This window comes from Rhodococcus sp. UNC363MFTsu5.1 (assembly GCF_000686785.1).
GTDB classification, from domain to species: domain Bacteria; phylum Actinomycetota; class Actinomycetes; order Mycobacteriales; family Mycobacteriaceae; genus Rhodococcus_G; species Rhodococcus_G maanshanensis.
The window spans coordinates 24,384-43,939 of record NZ_JMLO01000023.1 but is presented as its reverse complement, the minus strand read 5'-3'; the positions used below and the strand labels follow the sequence as shown (position 1 = coordinate 43,939).

General features: G+C 68.0%; 18 protein-coding genes. 9 read left to right on the top strand and 9 right to left on the bottom strand.

Going from position 1 to position 19,556, the window contains the following annotated elements; translation table 11 throughout:
- Positions 1 to 19: 19 nt before the first annotated feature.
- From BR31_RS0117900 to BR31_RS0117885, 4 genes are all read left to right on the top strand, one after another.
- Positions 20 to 640, top strand: a complete 621-nt coding sequence (locus BR31_RS0117900) for a TetR/AcrR family transcriptional regulator (protein WP_027502180.1) — start codon at positions 20 to 22, stop codon at positions 638 to 640.
- A 44-nt stretch (positions 641 to 684) separates the two neighbouring features.
- Positions 685 to 1,674 carry a thioredoxin-disulfide reductase gene (gene trxB, locus BR31_RS0117895; RefSeq protein WP_027502179.1) on the top strand — a complete coding sequence of 330 codons (990 nt, stop codon included), beginning with the start codon at positions 685 to 687 and terminating at the stop codon, positions 1,672 to 1,674.
- A 41-nt stretch (positions 1,675 to 1,715) separates the two neighbouring features.
- Complete coding sequence (trxA, locus tag BR31_RS0117890; RefSeq protein ID WP_027502178.1) at positions 1,716 to 2,039, top strand: thioredoxin; 324 nt, start codon at positions 1,716 to 1,718, stop codon at positions 2,037 to 2,039.
- Between the two features lie 118 nt (positions 2,040 to 2,157).
- Positions 2,158 to 3,357: an N-acetylmuramoyl-L-alanine amidase gene (locus BR31_RS0117885; RefSeq protein WP_027502177.1), complete on the top strand. Its 1,200-nt coding sequence runs from the start codon at positions 2,158 to 2,160 to the stop codon at positions 3,355 to 3,357.
- A 33-nt stretch (positions 3,358 to 3,390) separates the two neighbouring features.
- On the opposite strand, the gene BR31_RS0117880 is transcribed toward BR31_RS0117885, so the two are convergent.
- The 4 genes from BR31_RS0117880 to rsmG all read right to left on the bottom strand — a co-directional run bounded on the left by BR31_RS0117880 (position 3,391) and on the right by rsmG (position 7,170).
- A complete protein-coding gene (locus tag BR31_RS0117880; RefSeq protein WP_027502176.1) occupies positions 3,391 to 4,068 on the bottom strand; it encodes a hypothetical protein in 678 nt (225 codons plus the stop codon).
- Between the two features lie 234 nt (positions 4,069 to 4,302).
- Positions 4,303 to 5,433 (bottom strand): ParB/RepB/Spo0J family partition protein, encoded by a 1,131-nt coding sequence (locus BR31_RS0117875; protein WP_027502175.1) that lies wholly within the window; start codon positions 5,431 to 5,433, stop codon positions 4,303 to 4,305.
- Positions 5,430 to 6,431, bottom strand: coding sequence for a ParA family protein (locus BR31_RS0117870; RefSeq protein ID WP_027502174.1), 1,002 nt, complete (start codon positions 6,429 to 6,431; stop codon positions 5,430 to 5,432). The genes BR31_RS0117875 and BR31_RS0117870 overlap by 4 nt, the downstream gene beginning before the upstream one ends.
- A 67-nt stretch (positions 6,432 to 6,498) precedes the next feature.
- Positions 6,499 to 7,170, bottom strand: a complete 672-nt coding sequence (gene rsmG / locus BR31_RS0117865; protein WP_051637535.1) for a 16S rRNA (guanine(527)-N(7))-methyltransferase RsmG — start codon at positions 7,168 to 7,170, stop codon at positions 6,499 to 6,501.
- A gap of 2,999 nt (positions 7,171 to 10,169) precedes the next feature.
- Between rsmG and BR31_RS0117860 the strand changes: the two genes are divergently transcribed.
- Positions 10,170 to 10,583 (top strand): hypothetical protein, encoded by a 414-nt coding sequence (locus BR31_RS0117860; RefSeq protein ID WP_027502172.1) that lies wholly within the window; start codon positions 10,170 to 10,172, stop codon positions 10,581 to 10,583.
- A 109-nt stretch (positions 10,584 to 10,692) separates the two neighbouring features.
- Here BR31_RS0117860 and BR31_RS0117855 read toward each other — a convergent pair whose 3' ends face one another.
- The 5 genes from BR31_RS0117855 to rpmH are packed head-to-tail and all read right to left on the bottom strand — an operon-like array spanning position 10,693 to position 13,277.
- Complete coding sequence (locus tag BR31_RS0117855; RefSeq protein ID WP_027502171.1) at positions 10,693 to 11,259, bottom strand: Jag family protein; 567 nt, start codon at positions 11,257 to 11,259, stop codon at positions 10,693 to 10,695.
- 20 nt (positions 11,260 to 11,279) lie between these two features.
- Positions 11,280 to 12,356, bottom strand: a complete 1,077-nt coding sequence (gene yidC, locus BR31_RS0117850) for a membrane protein insertase YidC (protein ID WP_027502170.1) — start codon at positions 12,354 to 12,356, stop codon at positions 11,280 to 11,282.
- Between the two features lie 4 nt (positions 12,357 to 12,360).
- Complete coding sequence (gene yidD, locus BR31_RS31200; RefSeq protein ID WP_081830556.1) at positions 12,361 to 12,738, bottom strand: membrane protein insertion efficiency factor YidD; 378 nt, start codon at positions 12,736 to 12,738, stop codon at positions 12,361 to 12,363.
- Positions 12,735 to 13,112, bottom strand: coding sequence for a ribonuclease P protein component (gene rnpA, locus BR31_RS31195; protein WP_081830555.1), 378 nt, complete (start codon positions 13,110 to 13,112; stop codon positions 12,735 to 12,737). Before rnpA ends, yidD begins: the two co-directional genes overlap by 4 nt.
- Before the next feature lie 21 nt (positions 13,113 to 13,133).
- Positions 13,134 to 13,277, bottom strand: a complete 144-nt coding sequence (rpmH, locus tag BR31_RS31190; protein ID WP_072754329.1) for a 50S ribosomal protein L34 — start codon at positions 13,275 to 13,277, stop codon at positions 13,134 to 13,136.
- 592 nt (positions 13,278 to 13,869) lie between these two features.
- On the opposite strand from rpmH, the gene dnaA reads away from it, so the two are divergent.
- The 4 genes from dnaA (at position 13,870) to recF (ending at position 19,524) form a co-directional block, all read left to right on the top strand.
- Entirely contained in the window at positions 13,870 to 15,450 is a 1,581-nt protein-coding gene (gene dnaA, locus BR31_RS0117845; RefSeq protein WP_027502169.1) for a chromosomal replication initiator protein DnaA, read from the top strand.
- Positions 15,451 to 16,204: 754 nt separating this feature from the next.
- Positions 16,205 to 17,389, top strand: a complete 1,185-nt coding sequence (gene dnaN, locus BR31_RS0117840; protein WP_027502168.1) for a DNA polymerase III subunit beta — start codon at positions 16,205 to 16,207, stop codon at positions 17,387 to 17,389.
- Complete coding sequence (gene gnd / locus BR31_RS0117835) at positions 17,386 to 18,333, top strand: phosphogluconate dehydrogenase (NAD(+)-dependent, decarboxylating) (protein WP_331281143.1); 948 nt, start codon at positions 17,386 to 17,388, stop codon at positions 18,331 to 18,333. The genes dnaN and gnd overlap by 4 nt, the downstream gene beginning before the upstream one ends.
- Positions 18,334 to 19,524 carry a DNA replication/repair protein RecF gene (gene recF, locus BR31_RS0117830; protein WP_027502166.1) on the top strand — a complete coding sequence of 397 codons (1,191 nt, stop codon included), beginning with the start codon at positions 18,334 to 18,336 and terminating at the stop codon, positions 19,522 to 19,524. It abuts the gene before it with no gap.
- The last annotated feature ends 32 nt before the right edge of the window (positions 19,525 to 19,556 follow it).

Sequence of the window (19,556 nt, the reverse complement as noted above, 5' to 3'; positions counted from 1 at the left end):
CAGGGCGAAGGGAGACCCGTTGCCCCGGATCACCGCGCCCACCGTCGCCGAACACCGCGAGGCCCAGGAGCGGGCGCTGCTCGACGCCGCCAGGGCGGTGCTCGCCGAGGGAGCCACCGAGATCCCCGGGTTTGCCGAGGTCGCAGCCAGGGCCGGGCTGGCCCGCTCGAGCATGTACCAGTACTTCCGGTCCCGTCAGCACCTGCTGACCGCCCTGATCGAGGATGCCTTCCCGCGCTGGTCGGAGCGGGTGGAGGCGGCGATGGCCGAGGCCGGCCCCCCGGACCGGCGGGTGCTCGCCTATGTGCGCGCGAACCTCGATCTGGTCGCGGACGGCGAGCACGCGATCGCCGCCGCCATCGCCTCGATCGCGCCCCGCGAGGTGATCGCGGAGTCCAGCGCCGCGATGCACCGGCAGCTGATCGCCCCGCTCGCCGCCGCCCTCGCCGAACTCGGCGCGCAGGACCCGGCCGCCACGGCGGACCTGATCAACGCTGTGGTGCACGCCGCGACCCGGCAGCTGGAGAAGGGCGCCGACGTGGCGGCCGTCCATCAGCGCACGGAGGAACTGATCGCGCCGTACGTCGAGCGTGCCGCCGCCCGCGGCGTACCCACGAACAGCGGGAACAACACCCCTTAGGCTGTTGTTGACGCACATAACGTCCACTACCTCGGAAGGCCCGCATGACTACTCCGACCTCCGTCCGCGACCTCATCATCGTCGGCTCCGGACCCGCCGGATACACGGCAGGCGTCTACGCCGCTCGAGCGGAGCTCGAACCCCTTCTCTTCGAGGGCACCCAGTTCGGCGGCGCCCTGATGACCACCACCGAGGTGGAGAACTTCCCCGGCTTCCGCGAGGGCATCATGGGCCCGGACCTGATGGACGAGATGCGTGAGCAGGCCAAGCGCTTCGGCGCGGACATCCGCACCGAGGACGTCGACGAGATCGACCTCTCCGGCCCGGTCAAGAAGGTCGTCGCGAACGGCGAGACCTACTACGCACACGCCGTCGTCCTCGCGATGGGCGCTGCGGCCCGCTACCTCGGCATCGAGGGGGAGGAGCGGCTGCTCGGCCGCGGCGTCAGCGCCTGCGCGACCTGCGACGGATTCTTCTTCAAGGACCAGGACATCGCGGTCGTCGGCGGCGGTGACTCCGCGATGGAGGAGGCCACCTTCCTGACCCGGTTCGCCCGCTCGGTCACCCTGGTGCACCGCCGCGAGGAGTTCCGCGCCTCCCGCATCATGCTCGAGCGCGCCAAGGCCAACGAGAAGATCCGCTTCGTCACCAATGCCGAGCCGGTCGAGGTCATCGGCGAGAACAGCGTCACCGGTCTTGTCGTCCGCGACACCGTCACCGGTGAGCAGTCGACGCTGCCCGTCACCGGCCTGTTCGTCGCGATCGGTCATGACCCGCGCAGCGAGCTCGTCAAGGGTCAGGTCGACATCGACGACGAGGGCTACGTCCGCGTGCAGTCGCCGACCACGGCGACCTCCCTCGAGGGTGTCTTCGCGGCCGGCGACCTGGTCGACCACACCTACCGCCAGGCCATCACCGCGGCGGGCACCGGTGCCTCCGCCGCGATCGACGCCGAGCGCTGGCTCGCCGAGCGCGGCGACATCACCGCGAACACCCTCGAGGCGGCCGGCGAACCGGTCGCCGTCGAGGCCTGATCGCCCGCCGTACCCCGACCAGCCACCCGAGGAGACAGACAATGCCCAACACGATCACCATCACCGACGACTCCTTCAAGCAGGATGTCCTCGATTCCGAGAAGCCGGTCCTCGTCGACTTCTGGGCGACCTGGTGCGGCCCCTGCAAGATGGTCGCCCCCGTCCTCGAGGAGATCGCCGGTGAGCACGGCGACAAGCTCACCGTCGCCAAGCTCGACATCGACGCGAACCCGGCCGCCGCGCGCGACTTCCAGGTCATGTCGATCCCCACGATGATCCTGTTCCAGGGCGGCAAGCCGGTGAAGCAGATCGTCGGAGCCAAGGGCAAGGCCGCCCTGCTCAAGGACCTGTCCGACGTCCTGTAGGTCACATCGCAGCCCCCGAGATTGACTGTTTCTCGGGGGCTTCTGCGACAATCGATCGACACGTGCGACGCGCGGCGCCTCGGTGCGCCGTCAGGAACTGACGAAAGGGCCGGGAAGCATGCATCGACTCCGTCACGGCGACCACGGTCCCGCCGTCGCTGAGGTTCGAGGCACCCTTTCCACGCTCGGCTTCCTGCACAACGGGGTGTCCACCACCTCGCGTGAGGCGATCAACGGTTCGCAGTGGATCGCGCCCGACGCGGTGTTCGACCACCACCTCGACAGCGCCGTGCGCGCGTTCCAGCAGCAGCGCGGCCTCCTCGTCGACGGGGTGGTCGGCACCGCGACCTACCGGTCGCTCAAGGAGGCCTCCTACCGGCTCGGCGCCCGCACGCTGATCTACCAGCTGTCGGCGCCGCTGTACGGCGACGACGTGGCGGCACTGCAGACCAAGCTGCAGGACCTCGGCTTCTATCCCGGCCGCGTCGACGGCTACTTCGGCCCGCAGACCCACGAGGGTCTGTCGTCGTTCCAGCGTGAGATCGGCATCGCCTCCGACGGCATCTGCGGCCCGCAGACGCTGCGGTCGCTCGATCTGCTCGGGACCCGGGTCACGGGCGGCTCGCCCCACGCCATCACCGAGGAGGAGCTGGTCCGCCGCTCCGGTCCGCAGCTCAGCGGCAAGCGCATCGTGATCGACCCCGACCTCGGCGGTGGGGAGACCGGCATCGTGCTCGACACGGCCTTCGGTCCGATCACCGAGTCCGACATCCTCTGGGACCTGGCCAGCCGGCTCGAGGGCCGGATGGCGGCGACCGGCATGGAGACGTTCCTGTCCCGCCCGCACGACCAGAACCCGTCGCCCGCACAGCGCGCCGAGACGTCCAACACGTTCGAGGCGGACCTGATGATCTCGCTGCGGTGCTCGGCCAGCACCAGCCCGCACGCAAATGGCGTTGCCAGCTTCCATTTCGGGAACTCGCACGGTGCCACCTCGCGGATCGGGCAGGTTCTCTCCAGCTTCATCCAGCGCGAGATCGTGGCCCGGACCTCGCTGCAGGACTGCCGGACCCACGGCCGCACCTGGGATCTGTTGCGGCTGACCAACATGCCGACCGTGCAGGTCGACATCGGTTATCTCACAAACGAATCCGATGTCAGCGTGCTCGCCAATCCGCGCAACCGGGACATCATCGCCGAGTCCATCCTGATCGCGGTCAAGCGCCTCTATCTGCTCGGGCAGGACGATCAGCCCACCGGCACCTTCACCTTCGCCGAACTGCTCGCCGAGGAGCTCTCGAAGGCCGACCAGGCCTAGGGAACCCGCTGTCGCCGCTCGCGGGCGACGCGGTCAGAGCACCCCGACGGTCGATTTCTGTTCGATGTCGGTCATGGTCAGCGACGCGACCGCGAGCAGCCGTTCCAGTGCCGACTCCACGTCGGCCTTCCACCCGTGATCCCGGTCCAGCTCCAGGCGCATCCTGGGGTACCGATGATGCGCGGCAACCACTTCGAATCCCATGTCGGCGAGGAACTCGGCATCGATCATGCAGTCGGCCGGGGTGCACTCCTGGCCGCGCCGTGCGGCCACCGGATCGTCCTCCACACCGCGGATCCCGAAGGCCTCGAGTGCGCGCACACCACGGCGAACCAGATCGCCCACCACGGCCTGTATGAGACTCGGGCCCACCCCATCCAGCTCCGCGGCCGGTTCGAGCCTCATCGTCGTCAGCAGGACCGCGTCCGGGCTGACGGGGGAGGTGGGGAAGAGCTTGGCGCGCGGCACCACACCGGGCGGCGAGTAGAGCGCGCAGCCGGCGGGAGTGCCGTCGACCGTGGCGACCTGACCGCAGGATCCCCACTCCAGCATGACCATCGACAGCCAGGCTTCCTTCTCGAACTCGGGATCGGAGAAGTCGCGGGAGCTGCGGACGGCGGCCGGGTCCATCTCCCAGAAGACGCACCGCCGGGAATGACGGGGGAGTTGATCGAAACCGTCGAGGGTGAGCGGGCTGATGCGCATCGACACCCTGACTCCGCCTCCAAAACACCTAATGCGGAGGCCGTGGGCCCCCGCGTGACACCTTCTCTGCCATCAAGGATAGGCGATCCACGTCCGGCCGGCGTCGTTCACGGGACGAGACCCGAAATGTACTTGCATGCAAGGGATCTCGATGGAACCGGAGTCAGACACCCGCGGTCCCGCGACCGTACTGTCACAGTGACGTATCGTCCGCGGGTGTCTGTACCCGGAGAATCCGACCTATCCGGGCGACTGGGACTCCATCATCTCGACGATCCGCTGGAGATCCTCCACCGAGCCGAATTCGACGACGATCTTGCCCTTCCGCTTGCCCAGACTCACCGTCACGCGGGTGTCGAACGAGGAGGAGAGCCGTTCCGCGACGTCCTGGAGACCGGGCATCTGGATCGGCTTGCGCTTGGCGGCGGGGGCAGGCACCGGCTCGCCCTCCCGGTTCGCGAGCGTGACGGCCTCCTCGGTGGCGCGCACCGAGAGGCCCTCCGCCACGATCCGGGCGGCCAACTGTTCCTGTGCCTCCTGCCCCGCCTCGAGCGACAGCAGCGCCCGGGCGTGGCCGGCCGAGAGCACCCCGGCGGCGACGCGGCGCTGCACGGGGATCGGCAGCTTCAGGAGCCGGATCATGTTCGTCACCACCGGTCGCGAGCGACCGATCCGGGTGGCGAGCTCGTCGTGCGTGACGTTGAACTCCTCGAGGAGCTGCTGATACGCCGCGGCCTCCTCGAGCGGGTTCAACTGCACCCGATGGATGTTCTCCAGGAGCGCGTCGCGCAGCATCGACCCGTCGTTGGTCTCCCGCACGATCGCGGGGATCCGCTCGAGCCCGGCCTCCTGGCTGGCCCGCCACCGGCGTTCACCCATGACGAGCTGGTAGCGGTCGGCGGCGACCCGGCGGACCACGATGGGCTGCATCAGGCCGAACTCGCGGATCGAGTGGACGAGCTCGCCGAGGGCCTCCTCGTCGAAGACGTGGCGCGGCTGCTGGGGGTTCGGCTCGATCTGGGCCGCGGCGATCTCGCGGTACACGGCACCGACGGGGGAGAGGTCGGGTCCGTCCGCCACCTCCGAGCCGTCGACCGGCGGCGTGGCCGCACCATCGGTGGACGGTGTCGCCGCGGTGGCCGACTCCGGCTTCTCCTGCTTCGCCGGCGCCTCCTCCTTCACCGGGGCCTGGGGCGTCTCCTGCGCCTCGGGCGCCTCGACGACCGGTGCCGGCTTCACCGCGATCGGCGCGGTGGCGTTGCCGATGATGACGTCGGCGGCGGCACTTCCGAGACGAGGCCCCGCCTCCGGACCGGTGGGAATGAGCGCGGCGAGTCCCCGCCCGAGTCCGCCCTTGCTTCTCTGGCTCACTGCTGCTCCTGCGAGTTGATCGTTTCGGTCCGGGCTGCGAGTTCCCGCCCGGCATCGAGATAGCTCATTGCGCCCCGCGAACCCGGGTCATAGTCGAGGACGGTCATCCCGAATCCGGGCGCCTCCGACACCTTCACGCTGCGCGGGATGACCGCGCGCAGGACCGCATCGCCGAAGTGCCTGCGCACCTCCTCCGCGACCTGATCCGCCAGCTTGGTACGACCGTCGTACATGGTCAGCAGCACGGTCGACACGTGCAGGTCGGGGTTCAGATGCGACTGCACCAACTCGATGTTGCGGAGCAGCTGACCGACGCCCTCGAGGGCGTAGTACTCACACTGGATGGGGATGAGGACCTCGTTTGCCGCCACGAGGGCATTGACCGTCAGCAGCCCGAGCGAGGGCGGGCAATCGATCAGGATGAAGTCGGCGTCGATCGAGGCGAGCGCCTTCTCGGAGAGCGCGTTCTTCAGCCGTCCCTCGCGCGCGACCATGGAGACCAGTTCGATCTCGGCGCCCGCGAGGTCGATCGTCGCGGGGATGCAGAACAGGCCCTCGTGATGCGGGCTCTGCTGGATGGCCTCGGCCGCGGTGACCTCACCGATCAGCAGCTCGTAGCTCGACGGGGTGCCCGAGTGGTGCGGTACGCCCAATGCGGTGCTGGCGTTGCCCTGGGGGTCGAGGTCGACGACGAGAACCCGGAGCCCCTGCACGGCCAGCGCGGACGCCAGGTTCACCGCCGAGGTGGTCTTGCCGACCCCACCCTTCTGATTCGCGATGGTGAGCATCCGACGGGTCTTCGGCCGGGGGAGGGTGACCGTGTGCGGGTGCAGGACCTGGCTGGCCCGTTGTGCCGCTGCACCGATCGGGGTGTCCACGGAGGAGATGCCGGCGTACGCGGCGGGGGCCGAGTACGGGTTCTCTTTGTTGTCGGTGGTGGAACTCGTGGCGTCGTGATCTGTTTCACGTGAAACAGTTGATTCGGGTCCACCCGACATAGATTGCTCCTTCACTGGACTTGCCTGCTAGATCGTCGCATTCGCACACGAGCGCACGGTGACTTTGTCATCGGCGATGAGATCGCCGGGAGACTCGCTCCGCCCGAACCACAATGGTCGGAGTGGGAAGAAGGTCGACACCGCACTCGACGATCTCTAGCTTGCCAGCACCCATACGGGTTAGGGAAGCGCGATCCCGGGAAATCTCCTCGGCCGCACTGGAACCCTTCATGGCGAGCATCCGACCACCCTCGTGGATCAACGGAATCGACCACCGCGCAAGCTTCTCCAGGGGTGCGACCGCACGCGAGGTGACGACATCGGCGCCCCCGACCTCCTTGATCACGCCGGGCTGCTCCGCGCGCCCGCGCACGACGAGGATGTCCAGACCCACCGATTCGGCGAACTCGGCGAGGTAGACCGATCGTCGCAGGAGCGGCTCGACGAGGGTGACCCGAAGATCGGGGCGCGCAATCGCGAGGGGAATGCCGGGGAGCCCGGCGCCGCTACCGACGTCCACCACCGACTCGCCCTCCGCGATCAGCTCTCCGATCACCGCGCAGTTGAGCAGGTGCCGCTCCCACAGCCGGGGGACCTCCCGCGGACCGATCAGGCCGCGCTCGACACCATCGGTGGCGAGGGATAGATGGTACTTTTCGGCGAGTTCGAGTCGGTCTCCGAAGAGTGTGCGAGCGGCGTCAGGCAGGTCCTCGGACTCGATGTGTTCCACGTGAAACATCCTCCCGTGACGCCCGCAATTCCCCAAACCCTGACGATGTGATTCTGCACCGCATCGGGCCGTAGAGGCGGGTTACGCGCCGCCGGGCGGTGAGAGGCGACGGTGGTGAGGCATCGGGCGGCGATCGGGGTGGGGACACGGATCCCGGCGGGGCACCTCCGGTCCGGCTTCACTCACGGGCACACGGCAACTCGGGTGGGGGACGCGCGGCGGCGGCCGTGATCTACCCCGCCCACGAGAGCGGGGGAGGGGAGGGGCGACCCGACCTCGATCGCCGACGATCTCCCCACCCGGCGTTCGGGCCCGGCGTCAGGGAGTGGGTCACGCCCCGCGGGATCGGCACCGATGTGGCATCGAGGAAGCGGCGCCACCGAACGCCATGCCAGGACCCGCGACCCGCGGGCGGTGCGGGACCGGGTTCGCCGCGAGGGACGGCGGCCCGCACAGCGCCCAGCGATCAAGCACGAGCCGATGCGGTCGGGCTCGATCACGGTCCGGCGGACAGATGACTGAACTCCGCTCCGTGAACCCGTGTACGCCCGGCCCCCACCCGGTCTGGGAACGAGACGCCGCACCGGACAGTGCGATCCGCCCCGACGGCACTCCGGGCCGTGGCCATGTCCGGATTCACGTGAAACATTCGAATCGACCATTCGAAGTGGAGCGAACGAAGCGGGCTGCCCAATGCCCTCGGCCGGGGCCGAGGTGTCCACCCTCGGCGGATTCACGTGGAACATTGAGTACCCGAATGCAACTACACCCGACATGGTCGGCCGGGAAGTCCGCGACCTTTTGGGCGCGCCAGAATCACCTCCCGCATCGGGTACCCCGTCCGTGGCATCACCCGACAGGGGTCAGGGGGAGACCGCGACCGTTGGGCACGCCAGAATCAACTCCCGCATCGGACACCCGGCCGCTGTCACACCCGACATGGTCAAACCGAGGCCCGCAGCCCCAGGCACGCAGATTCACGTGAAACATCGGCCCGCCCGAACGCAGTGGGCACCGGACGCAAACGGTCCGGTGATCCGCCTCGCTGAGCGCGTAGAGCTCACGCGACGAACCCGGCGCTGTCCACAACCTGCCAACGCCCGTCACGGAACCGCTGAGGCGCGCCGGCCACGGTCGGATTCACGTGAAACCCCCGCCGCCCGACCGGACCACCGGACAGATTGTGTCCGTACCCGCTCCGAGCGCGGAAGACTCACGCCACGAACCCGGCAGTCCCCAACCGGCCAACGCCCGTCACGGAACCGCTGAGGCGCGCCGGCCACGGTCGGATTCACATGGAACATCCGATCGACCGCATCGGTCGGCGCGCGCTCGAAAGACGCCGCATGGGGGTGGGCATGCGTCCCCACCGCTTCCGGATCTGCATTCGCCCACCGCCCGAACCGCAGGCGAGCGCCACACGCCGCCGGATCGTGGCCGTCCGACCTCATCGACTTCGATCGATGGTCGACGAGGCCGCTTGGGTCTCCGCGCTCGATCTGGGTGGTGTCATGCGCCGATCGGCGATCGCTACGGCCCGATCCGACGTCCGCCGTTCGCGCTTCCGTCCGACTCGGGACGGAGGGATTCACGTGAAACATCCGCCGCGCGCCGGCCGTGGGGTCACCGGAATCCCGGCGCGGGCGCTCGGGGAGTGCACCCGGCCCGATCGTCCACCGACGGCCGCTCCAGTGACGGCGCACGGCGGGGGACCTGACTCAGTCGTCGGTCCCCGGGGGCGTCACAACTGCCCGCGGGATCCACCTTCGTCGCCCGCCTCCGGCAGTCTCGCGTTCTGCACCTCGACCTCGATGTTTCACGTGAATCCGATCCACACGTCCCCGAGACCACCCGGGGAGCACATCTCGGTCGATGCGGGGGCCGCGCCGGAGCGGGGGCGAGCTCCGTCCGCCCCGCACCCGTCCGTCGGTGGAACAGCGGGCGGGCGACCATGCTCGGCGGCCGCGTTCTCGCCGAGACCGCAGAGGTGCGCCACCACCCCCGATCCCACACGCCTCGGTTCGCCCCTCGCGATCGGGCGCATACCCGGGCGCATACCGAAGCATCGGAACGGTGCCGACGAGGATTCCCTCAAGGGACCTGATCCGGCATGATGACCGATCCCGACCGAGTCCCGCCGAACGACGGAGTCGATTCACCGACACGGCGGCAGGCGATCGGGACTCGGCCGATCGGCACCGGGCCGGTACACCTCGTCCCGCGATGCGGCTCCCGGCGCGGGGGAGGGGAGTGGTCGTACGGGGACCGACTCGGCGTCGTCGGGACCGCCGATCCCGGAGCCGATGGTCGGCCGGTGCGGACGCGGCACCGGCCGAGCGGCGGAGACCGGCACCGCCTCCCGGCGGGGGAGGGGAGGGGTCCGCCGCGATCCGAGGCCTGGCTCCGGGTTCCGGAACCCGACGGGCGCCACTCGCGTTTCACGTGAAACGAACCGCGATACCGGAAGCGGAACACGGCGCCCTCGGCACGCGGAACGAGCCGAGATCGACGGTTCTCGTCGCCCTCACCCGATCGCCGGCACGCCCTGGACCACGGGGAACGCAATTCACCAACAGATTGATCCACCGAGTGTGGATAACTCGCGACTCGTCGAACACCCGGGTCGGCAAGACTGCATGCCCGGATGATCCCGTCGCACCGTGGAGCGGAGCGGGCGTGCGGTACGAACACCGCCAACGCGCTCTCGAACGGGCCTCAACCGAGAACGCGTTCGGCATCGAACCGGACCGGGATCACCCAGCGGGGACGCGCCACGGCGGGGCCCAGGAAGAAGATTCGTCAGTGTGACGAAAGGGCCGTGGTGGCCGGGAGGCGGGAACACATCCACCAAATCGACCACACGCGCCGACGGCCACCCCTCCGAGCACCCTCGGCGACGGGGCGGGCGGGCCCGACTCCGGGAGCGGCGTCAGGTATAGCTTGACAAGCAAGTCTCACACTGTCAGGATTTGCCTGACACTAGAAAACTACTCGGGAGGCGGGACACGATGAGCGACCTCATCGACAGGGCGGTCACGGCAGACGTCGGGGGCGCCTCCGCGGTGGTGGTCACGGCGGGCGTCCTGGAGGCCGGTCGCCAGGCCGACCTCATCGTGGGAACCGGTCCCGTTCCGGGATCCGAGGCGTGGCAGGCGGAGGAGGGGACCGACATCCCCGCCGAGAGGCAGCTCGCGTGGCAACTGGCCTGTCTACGCATCCAACTGGCCGCCGGGATCGATTCCGTCGAGACGGTGATGAGCCTGCGTCGCTGCGGGGCAACGTGGGCCACCATCGGGCGCGCAACGGGCATGACGCGCCAATCGGCACACGAGCGGTGGGGGAGACAGGTGGCGGCGATTCTCGACCCCTACGGGGCCGGTATGCCGCCCGCCGTCCCGGACGATGATCCTGTGAGGCCCTAGGGCTTTCGAGCGCTCAGCACGCAGGTGAAAGGCCCCGGAAACGACGGTGGGCCCCCGCTCGAGAGCGGGGGCCCACCGTCTACCGTCCGCATCCACCGATGCGGACCGATCAATCCTTGAGAACGACCACGCGGCGCGAAGGCTCGGCGCCCTCGCTCTCGCTCGAGACGCCGTCGATCTTGGCGATCGCGTCGTGCACGATCTTGCGCTCGAACGGAGTCATCGGCGCCAGCGACTCCGGCTCGCCCGACTCCAGCACCCGCTTCGCCGCCGCGACACCGATCTCGCTGAGCTCGGTCCGACGGCCCGCACGCCAGCCCGCGATGTCCAGCATCAGCCGGCTGCGCTCGCCGGTCACCTGCTGCACGGCCAGGCGCGTCAGTTCCTGCAGGGCGTCGAGGACCTCGCCCTTGCGCCCGACCAGCTTCGACAGGTCGTCGCCGCCGTCGATGCTGACCATTGCACGGTCACCCTCGACGTCGAGATCGATGTCGCCATCGAAGTCGAGGACATCGAGCAGCTGCTCGAGGTAGTCGCCCGCGATCTCACCCTCCTCGATCAGCTCGTCCTCGGCATCGACTGCCTCCGACTCCACGACCTCGGTCTCGGTCTCGACCACCACGTCCGACACGGCCTCGTCTACCCCGTCCTGTCCGATTTCCGGATCATTCGCCATCGTCGTCTACTTTCCTTGAATCAGCGCTTGCGCTTGGGCTTGGTGGTCTTGCCGCGATTGCCTTGCGGGCGCGCCCCCGGTTTCGGGGCCTGGCCGGGGGCAGCGGCCGAACCGCCGCCCGCGCCGGCCTCGCTGTCCTCCTCGATGACGGGGGAGGACTCGGTCGCGGCCTTACGCTTCTTCGCCTGGTCCGGTCGCACACCGGGCTTCGGCGCATTGTCGGCGCGACGTTCGAGCGCGGCCTGCTTCTTCTCCTCTTCCTCCGCATCGATGCGACGGAAGACGAGGTGCTGCTGCGCGTAGGTCCAGATGTTGTTGGCCACCCAGTACAGCAGGATGGCGATCATCAGGAACGGACCACCGACGAGCACGCCGAGCGGGAAGACCCACAGCGCAAGCTTGTTCATGATCGCGGACTGCGGGTTGGCCGCGGCGGCCTCGCTCTGGCGCGCCACCGAGGCCCGCGAGTTGAAGTGCGTCGCGATCGACGCGATGACCATCAGCGGGATCGCGACGGCCGCGATGTTCAGCACGGTCGGAACGGTGCCGTACTGACCGAACGTCTCGAGCTGGGCCTGGGGCGTGGTGATCGCCACCGAGATCGGAGCGCCGAACAGTCGTGCCTCGAGGAACGACTGGACGTCGGCCGGGCTGAAGAAGTAGTTCGCGGTGTTGGCGTTCTCCTCGACCGACATGCCGAGCTGCCCGTAACCGGTGCCGGTGCGGTTGAAGGAGCGGAGCACGTGGAACAGACCGATGAACACCGGAGCCTGCAGCAGCACCGGGAGGCAACCCATGATCGGGTTGAAGCCGTGTTCCTTCTGCAGCTTCTGCATCTCCAGCGCCATCCGCTGGCGATCCTTGGAGTACTTCTTCTGCAGCGCCTTGATCTGCGGCTGCAGTTCCTGCATCTGGCGGGTGGTGCGCACCTGCTTGACGAAGGGCTTGTACAGAATGGCACGCAGCGTGAACACGAGGAACATGACGGACAGCGCCCACGTGATGCCGCTGTTCGGACCCAGGAACGGGATCGCGCCGAACACCTTGTGCCAGACCCACAGGATCCCGGACACCGGATAGTAGATGAAGTCGAGCACGGCTCTATGTACTCCTCTGTTCGTCCACTTCGATCAGACAGTGGGGTTGCTTGCCAGTATCTCTACCGGATCGCGCGGCTCCGACGGTCGCAAGGGCTTCCTCACGACGGGGCCTGCGCGGCGGAACGGGATCCCAGCCTCCAGGGTGCCAGGGCGCGCATTTGAGAAGGCGCACCGTGGTCAGTCCGAGGCCGATCACGACTCCGCGCTCACGCAGGGCGTCGACCGCGTACTCGCTGCAGGTTGGGGTGAACCGGCAGGTCGGCAGGCGCAGGGGTGACACATAGCTGCGATACAGCTCGATGACGAAGATGAGTGTTCGCGCGGGGGCACGCCGCACCGCCGTCCAGAAGGACGGGGGGCCACCAGAAACTTCGGTCATACCGAATTACCCACGCTGACAAGAAGATTGAGCTTACGAAGACCGGACCTCAGCTGCCGGTCCAGGTCCGCGGAGGACGCTGTCGCGGCGCCGGGGAGCGCACGGATCACCACGTTGACGCCCTCGGGCATCTCGTGCACCAGGCCCGCACAGATATGACGAAGCCGGCGTGCGACTCGATGTCGAATCACCGCCGGCCCGACAGCCTTGCTTACCACCAGTCCGAATCGTGGACCCGGGTCACTCACCAGCGCGTCAGCATCTGCCCCGGCGAGAGCGTGAACAACCAAATCCCGCCGGGCCGCCCGCTGACCTCGTCGAACGGTGGACGCGAAGTCCGCCTTCCGACGCAACCGGTGCGGCTCAGGTAGCACCCCGAGCTCCCGAAGTCTGGATCAGGCGGTGAGGGAAGCGCGGCCCTTTTGGCGACGCGCGGAAACGATGGCGCGCCCGGCACGGGTACGCATACGGAGACGGAAGCCGTGAACACGCGCGCGGCGTCGGTTGTTCGGCTGGAACGTCCGCTTGCCCTTGGCCACGGTGAACACTCCTCATAGATAATCGGCGCCGTTCGACGCCATCTGTAACTGAAAATTGGTGGTCCCCGGCGACGAAATCCCGGCGGGGACCGAGCAGACCGAGATGGCCAGCAGGCAACCGCCACCTCGACTTCGGGTGACTGTACGAGGGTACGCAGCGCCGGACGCAAGGTCAAACCCGGACGCCCAAGGACACGCCACGCTCCCGAGGATGCTTGTGTTCGGCCGCCGAGTGTGCCGCCGACCCACCCATCCGAACCGCACCCGCGGCGGTCGTGCCCTGTAAGCCAACTAACACCCGCGGATCGGCCAATCGTCCCGGACGCCGACCCCCGGCCGGACGGCTCGATCGCCCGCTGGCCGTCATCGTCGCAGGTGAGGTACGTGCAGTTCAAGATCAACCACGCGAGGAGGGTCCGCTACTCACAACCCTGTGCTTTATCCACATCTGTGGATAATTGTGTGGAATTACAGATCAGGTGGCATATTCGTATCTCTGTGCGGGGAAGTTATCCCCAGGGTGGGAGAGCTCGGCCTACATCGTGATGAGCCCTGTGCGTCTCCCTCCCACATCGATGTGGGGAGGGACGAGTTGACCGAGGAAGCAATCACCCTGGAACAGGTCTGGGTGGATGTGCTCACCGAGTTGACGTCGGATGAACCCCCCGAGGGCGGGCCACAGCTGACCAAGGCGCAGAAGGCCATGCTGGCGTTGGTGCGCCCGCTGACCCTGGCGCAGGGATTCGCATTGCTGTCGGTCCCGTCGTCGTTCGTCCAGGAGGCGATCGAGCGCGACCTGCGCGAACCGATCCTGCAGGCACTCAACCGGCATATCGGCGCGGGCGTCGAGGGACTCGGTGTCCGCATCGCGCCCCCGTCAGTCGACCCGGTCGAAGCGGTTCCCACCGCACCCACCTCCCCGACGCCGCCGGTCGCCGAGGAGACGCTGGGCGAGCCCTCCACCCCGAGCGTGCCGACGTTCCGCCGCAGGCGCCTGAGCGCGGCCGAGGCCGAGACGTCCGATTCCGAGACGCTGGACTACGAGGAGATCGACGAGGACCGCGAGGCCATCGCCAGCGTGAACGAATCGTGGCCGTCGTACTTCACCAAGCCGCCCGCCGACGCCCCCGCCGCCTCCGGCGGGAACAGCCTCAACGCGAAGTACACCTTCGACACCTTCGTCATCGGCGCATCGAACCGGTTCGCCCACGCCGCCGCGGTCGCCATCGCGGAGGCGCCGGCCCGTGCCTACAACCCGCTGTTCGTCTGGGGCGCCTCGGGTCTGGGCAAGACCCACCTGCTGCATGCCGCCGGCCACTACGCGCAGCGGCTGTTCCCCGGGATGCGAGTCAAGTACGTCTCCACCGAGGAATTCACCAACGACTTCATCAACAGCCTCCGTGACGACCGCAAGGTCGCCTTCAAGCGCCGGTACCGCGAGACCGACGTGCTGCTCGTCGACGACATCCAGTTCATCGAGGGCAAGGAGGGTATCCAGGAGGAGTTCTTCCACACCTTCAACACCCTCCACAACGCGAACAAGCAGATCGTCGTCTCCTCGGACCGCCCGCCGAAGCAGCTGGCGACCCTGGAAGACCGGCTCCGGACCCGGTTCGAGTGGGGCCTCATCACCGATGTCCAGCCCCCCGAGCTCGAGACGCGCATCGCGATCCTCAGCAAGAAGGCGCGGATGGACCGACTCGACGTGCCGCACGACGTCCTCGAGCTGATCGCCAGCCGGATCGAGCGCAACATCCGCGAGCTCGAGGGCGCGCTGATCCGCGTCACCGCGTTCGCCTCACTGAACCGCCAGCCGCTCGACCTGACCCTCGCCGAGGTGGTCCTGCGCGACCTGATGCCGGATTCGACGAGTCTCGAGATCAACGCGGCGACCATCATGGCGGTGACGGCCGAGTACTTCAGCACCAGCATCGAGGACCTCTGCGGCCCCGGCAAGGCGCGCCCGCTCGCTCAGGCCCGGCAGATCGCGATGTACCTGTGCCGCGAACTGACCGACCTCTCGCTGCCCAAGATCGGTCAGACCTTCGGCCGCGACCACACCACGGTGATGTACGCGGACAAGAAGATCCGCAAGGAGATGACCGAGCGCCGGAAGGTATACGACCAGGTCCAGGAGCTGACGGCCCGGATCAAGCAGCGTTCCAAGCGCTGACGCCCGTCTCCGTCCCGGCCCGGCCGCGGTCGGAATCCGGACTACCCGCGCGACGCCCGCAGGTAGTCCGGCAGCGGAACAGGTAGTGCACTACGCGTGCGCCCCGCCCCCACGATGACGACCATCGTTATAGGTGGGGCGTGCGCCGCAGGGGGTCGCACGCCCCACACCTCTATCTCGTGTATCTCGCCGGATCCGTGTCATCTGGGCAACTCCGTGTCGTCACCGGAATCCCGTCCTCCACCCGGACCGGTCATTCACCCGCCTCGGCCCGCTCGGCCTTTCCTGTGCCGTACCTGCGGGGCCCGCCACGCGCGACTCGCCGACTTTTGTGATCTTCATGAAAACTACTCACACCTGTGGACAAAGGTGTGGACAACCCCGTGAACCTGTGGATGAATCGGGGGCGAGCCGTGAACAACAAAATCTCATCCACAGCGAGCCCCAATCTGTCCACGGTTCGTGCCTGGTGTGATCCCCACGGCGCCACACCGGCGGACCAGCGGATTACAAGCTTCGTCCACAGAATCCACAGTGCCTATTACTACTGCTGATCTCTACTTGTAATTCGCTCTTTGAAAACAGGTCCTGTGGACCGCGGCTGCTCACACCCGACCGAACCGGCCGCCCGACCCCGGTTCCGGCGTCGCTTTCGGCTTTCAACTTCGCCGCGAAGGGCATACGGTGTGCTTCTGCCGTGTCACACTGCTGGCATCCGCAGATGTCCATGCCTACGGAGAGGATCAGCCGAGCGATGGAGCTTGGAAGTATGAAGTTTCGTGTCGCTCGGGAGGATTTCGCGGATTCCGTCGCGTGGGTGGCCCGCAGCCTCCCGTCCAGGCCCCCGGTACCGGTTCTCGGTGGTGTCCTGATCTCGGCCGACGACCAGGGACTGACCATCTCCGGCTTCGACTACGAGGTTTCCGCGCAGGTCCGGATCTCCGCCGAGGTCTCCGTTCCAGGAAAATCCCTGGTCTCCGGAAAACTGCTCGCCGACATCACCCGCTCGCTGCCTGCGAAGCCGGTCGACGTCACCGTCGACGGCACTCGCGTTCTCATTTCCTGTGGTAGCGCGAAGTTCTCGCTGCCCACGATGCCGGTCGAGGACTACCCCCAACTTCCGGAACTGCCTCAGCAGACCGGATCGTTGCCGGTCGACGTGTTCTCCGAGGCCATCAGCCAGGTCGCGATCGCCGCAGGCAAGGACGACACCCTGCCGATGCTGACCGGCATCCGGGTCGAGATCGAGGGCACCAACGTGGTGCTGGCCGCGACCGACAGGTTCCGCCTCGCGGTCCGGCAGATCGAGTGGACCCCGGCAAACCCCGACACCTCCGCGGCCGTGCTGATCCCGGCCAAGACCCTCTCGGAGTCCGCGAAAACCCTTGGCGGAGTCTCTAGTTCACCCGTCGAGCTGGCATTCGGCGTCGGTTCGTCGGTCGGATCCGAGGGTCTGCTCGGCATCGTCGGGGAAGGCAGGCGCACCACCACCCGCCTGCTCGACGCCGAGTTCCCGAAGTTCCGCCAGCTGCTGCCGACCGAGCACACCGCCATCGCCACCGTCGAGGTGACGCCGCTGGTCGAGGCGATCAAGCGTGTGTCCCTCGTCGCCGAACGTGGTGCCCAGGTCCGGATGCAGTTCTCCGCCGACGGGCTGCTGCTCGCCGCCGGTGGCGATGACGCCGGTCGCGCCGAGGAGGCGCTCGAAGCGCAGTTCCAGGGCGAAGCCCTCACCATCGCGTTCAACCCCGGATACCTGATCGACGGTCTCGGTTCACTGCACACCGAGCGGGTCTCGTTCGGGTTCACCACCCCCAGCAGGCCCGCCGTGCTGCGACCGGCCCCCGAAGAGGAGCCGGTGCCGGGCGAGTCCGGCACCTTCGCGGCGCCCGAAACCGATTACACCTACCTGCTGATGCCCGTCCGCCTCCCCGGCTGACCCCGGGAAGGCCGCAGCAGCACCGACCGCGAGTGAAGGGACACCGAACAATGCAGCTGGGACTGGTCGGTCTGGGCAAGATGGGTTTCAACATGCGCGATCGACTTCGTGCACACGATCACGAGGTGATCGGCTACGACCCCCGTCCCGAGGTGACCGACGTCGACTCGTTGGCCGCACTGGCCGGCGCGCTGCAGGCACCCCGGGTGGTCTGGGTGATGGTTCCCTCCGGCACGGTGACCCGCGAGACCATCACCGCTCTCGCCACCGTTCTCGACGAGGGCGATCTGGTGATCGACGGCGGCAATTCCCGTTTCACCGAGGACAAGATTCATGCCGACCTGCTGGCCGAGCACGGCATCGGGTTCCTCGATTGTGGTGTGTCCGGCGGCATTTGGGGTCTGGAGAACGGATACGGCCTGATGGTCGGCGGCTCGGACGAGGACGTCGCCCTGGTGATGCCGATCTTCGATGCCCTCCGTCCCGAGGGTGAGCGGGCCGACGGATTCGTGCACGCGGGACCGGTCGGCGCCGGGCACTACTCGAAGATGATCCACAACGGCATCGAATACGGCCTGATGCACGCCTATGCCGAGGGCTTCGAACTGCTCGAGGCCGAGGACCTGGTCACCGATGTGCACGGCGTCCTGCGCGCCTGGACCAAGGGCACCGTCGTCCGTTCCTGGCTGCTCGACCTCCTGGTTAAGGCGCTGGACGAAGACCCCAATTTCGCCGAAATCTCTGGTTACACAGAGGATTCCGGCGAAGGTCGCTGGACCGTCGAGGAAGCGATCAACCATGCCGTGCCTGCGCCGGTGATCTCCGCCGCGCTGTTCGCCCGATTCGCCTCTCGGCAGTCCGACTCGCCCGCGATGAAGGCCGTCTCGGCGCTGCGCAACCAGTTCGGCGGTCACGCGGTGCAGCGGGTGTCGGAATCCGGATAGGTGTTCGTTCGTAAGTTCACGCTCCGGGATTTCCGTTCCTGGGACGCCGTCGCCCTCGAACCCGGACCCGGGGTCACCCTGTTCGTCGGGCCGAACGGGCACGGCAAGACCAACCTGCTCGAGGCGCTCGGCTACCTGTCCGCGCTGTCCTCGCACCGGGTCTCCACCGACGCTCCGCTCATCAGGGCGGGAGCGACCCAGGCCCAGATCGGTGCGGTGGTCGTCAACGACGGACGCGAGCTGGCGATCGATCTCGAGATCAACGACGGCCGGGCCAACCGCGCGCGCATGAACGGGTCGCCGTTGCGGCGCCCGCGCGAGATCCTCGGCGTCCTGCGCAGCGTGCTGTTCGCACCCGAGGACCTGTCGATGGTGCGGGGTGACCCCGGGGATCGGCGCCGCTACCTCGACGAACTGCTCTGCTCCCGGTTGCCGCGGATGGCCGCGGTCAAGGCGGACTACGAGAAGGTGCTGCGGCAGCGATCCGCCCTGCTCAAGACCGCGGGCGGCGCGCTTCGGCGCGGTACCCGATCGACCGACGGCGCGAGTGCCCTTGCCACCCTTGATGTTTGGGACGGGCACCTCGCTGCGCACGGGGCGGAACTGCTGGCCGGGCGGTTGCGGTTGGTCGCCGAGCTCGGACCGCACGTCGCGAGCTCGTATCGCGGTATCGCTCCGGAATCCCGGCCGGCCTCGATCCGATACCGCAGCAGCCTCGGTGACTCGATGCCCCCGGAGCTCGTCGATCCGGACCACTCCTGGATCCGGGACGACGTCGAGTTGCTCGAGGCGAGCTTCCTCAACGAGCTGGCCGTGTCGAGGCAGCGCGAGATCGAGCGCGGGGTGTGCCTGGTCGGACCGCACCGCGACGACCTCGAGCTCCATCTCGGCGATCAGCCGGCCAAGGGCTTCGCCAGTCACGGCGAGTCCTGGTCGTTCGCCCTCTCACTGCGGCTCGCGGCGTTCGCGTTGTTGCGCGCCGACGGCGCCGATCCGGTGTTGATGCTCGACGACGTCTTCGCCGAGCTCGACCGCACCAGGAGGACCGCGCTGGCCGCCGTGGCGGCGGACGCGGAACAGGTGCTCATCACCGCGGCCGTCGCGGAGGACGTGCCGGCGGAACTGGATGCCCGGCGTTTCGGCATCGAGGCGGTCAGCACCACAGCGGGGAGAATCTCACGACTCGTCTGAGCTCGCCCTATCATCGACGGACGAACGGAAGC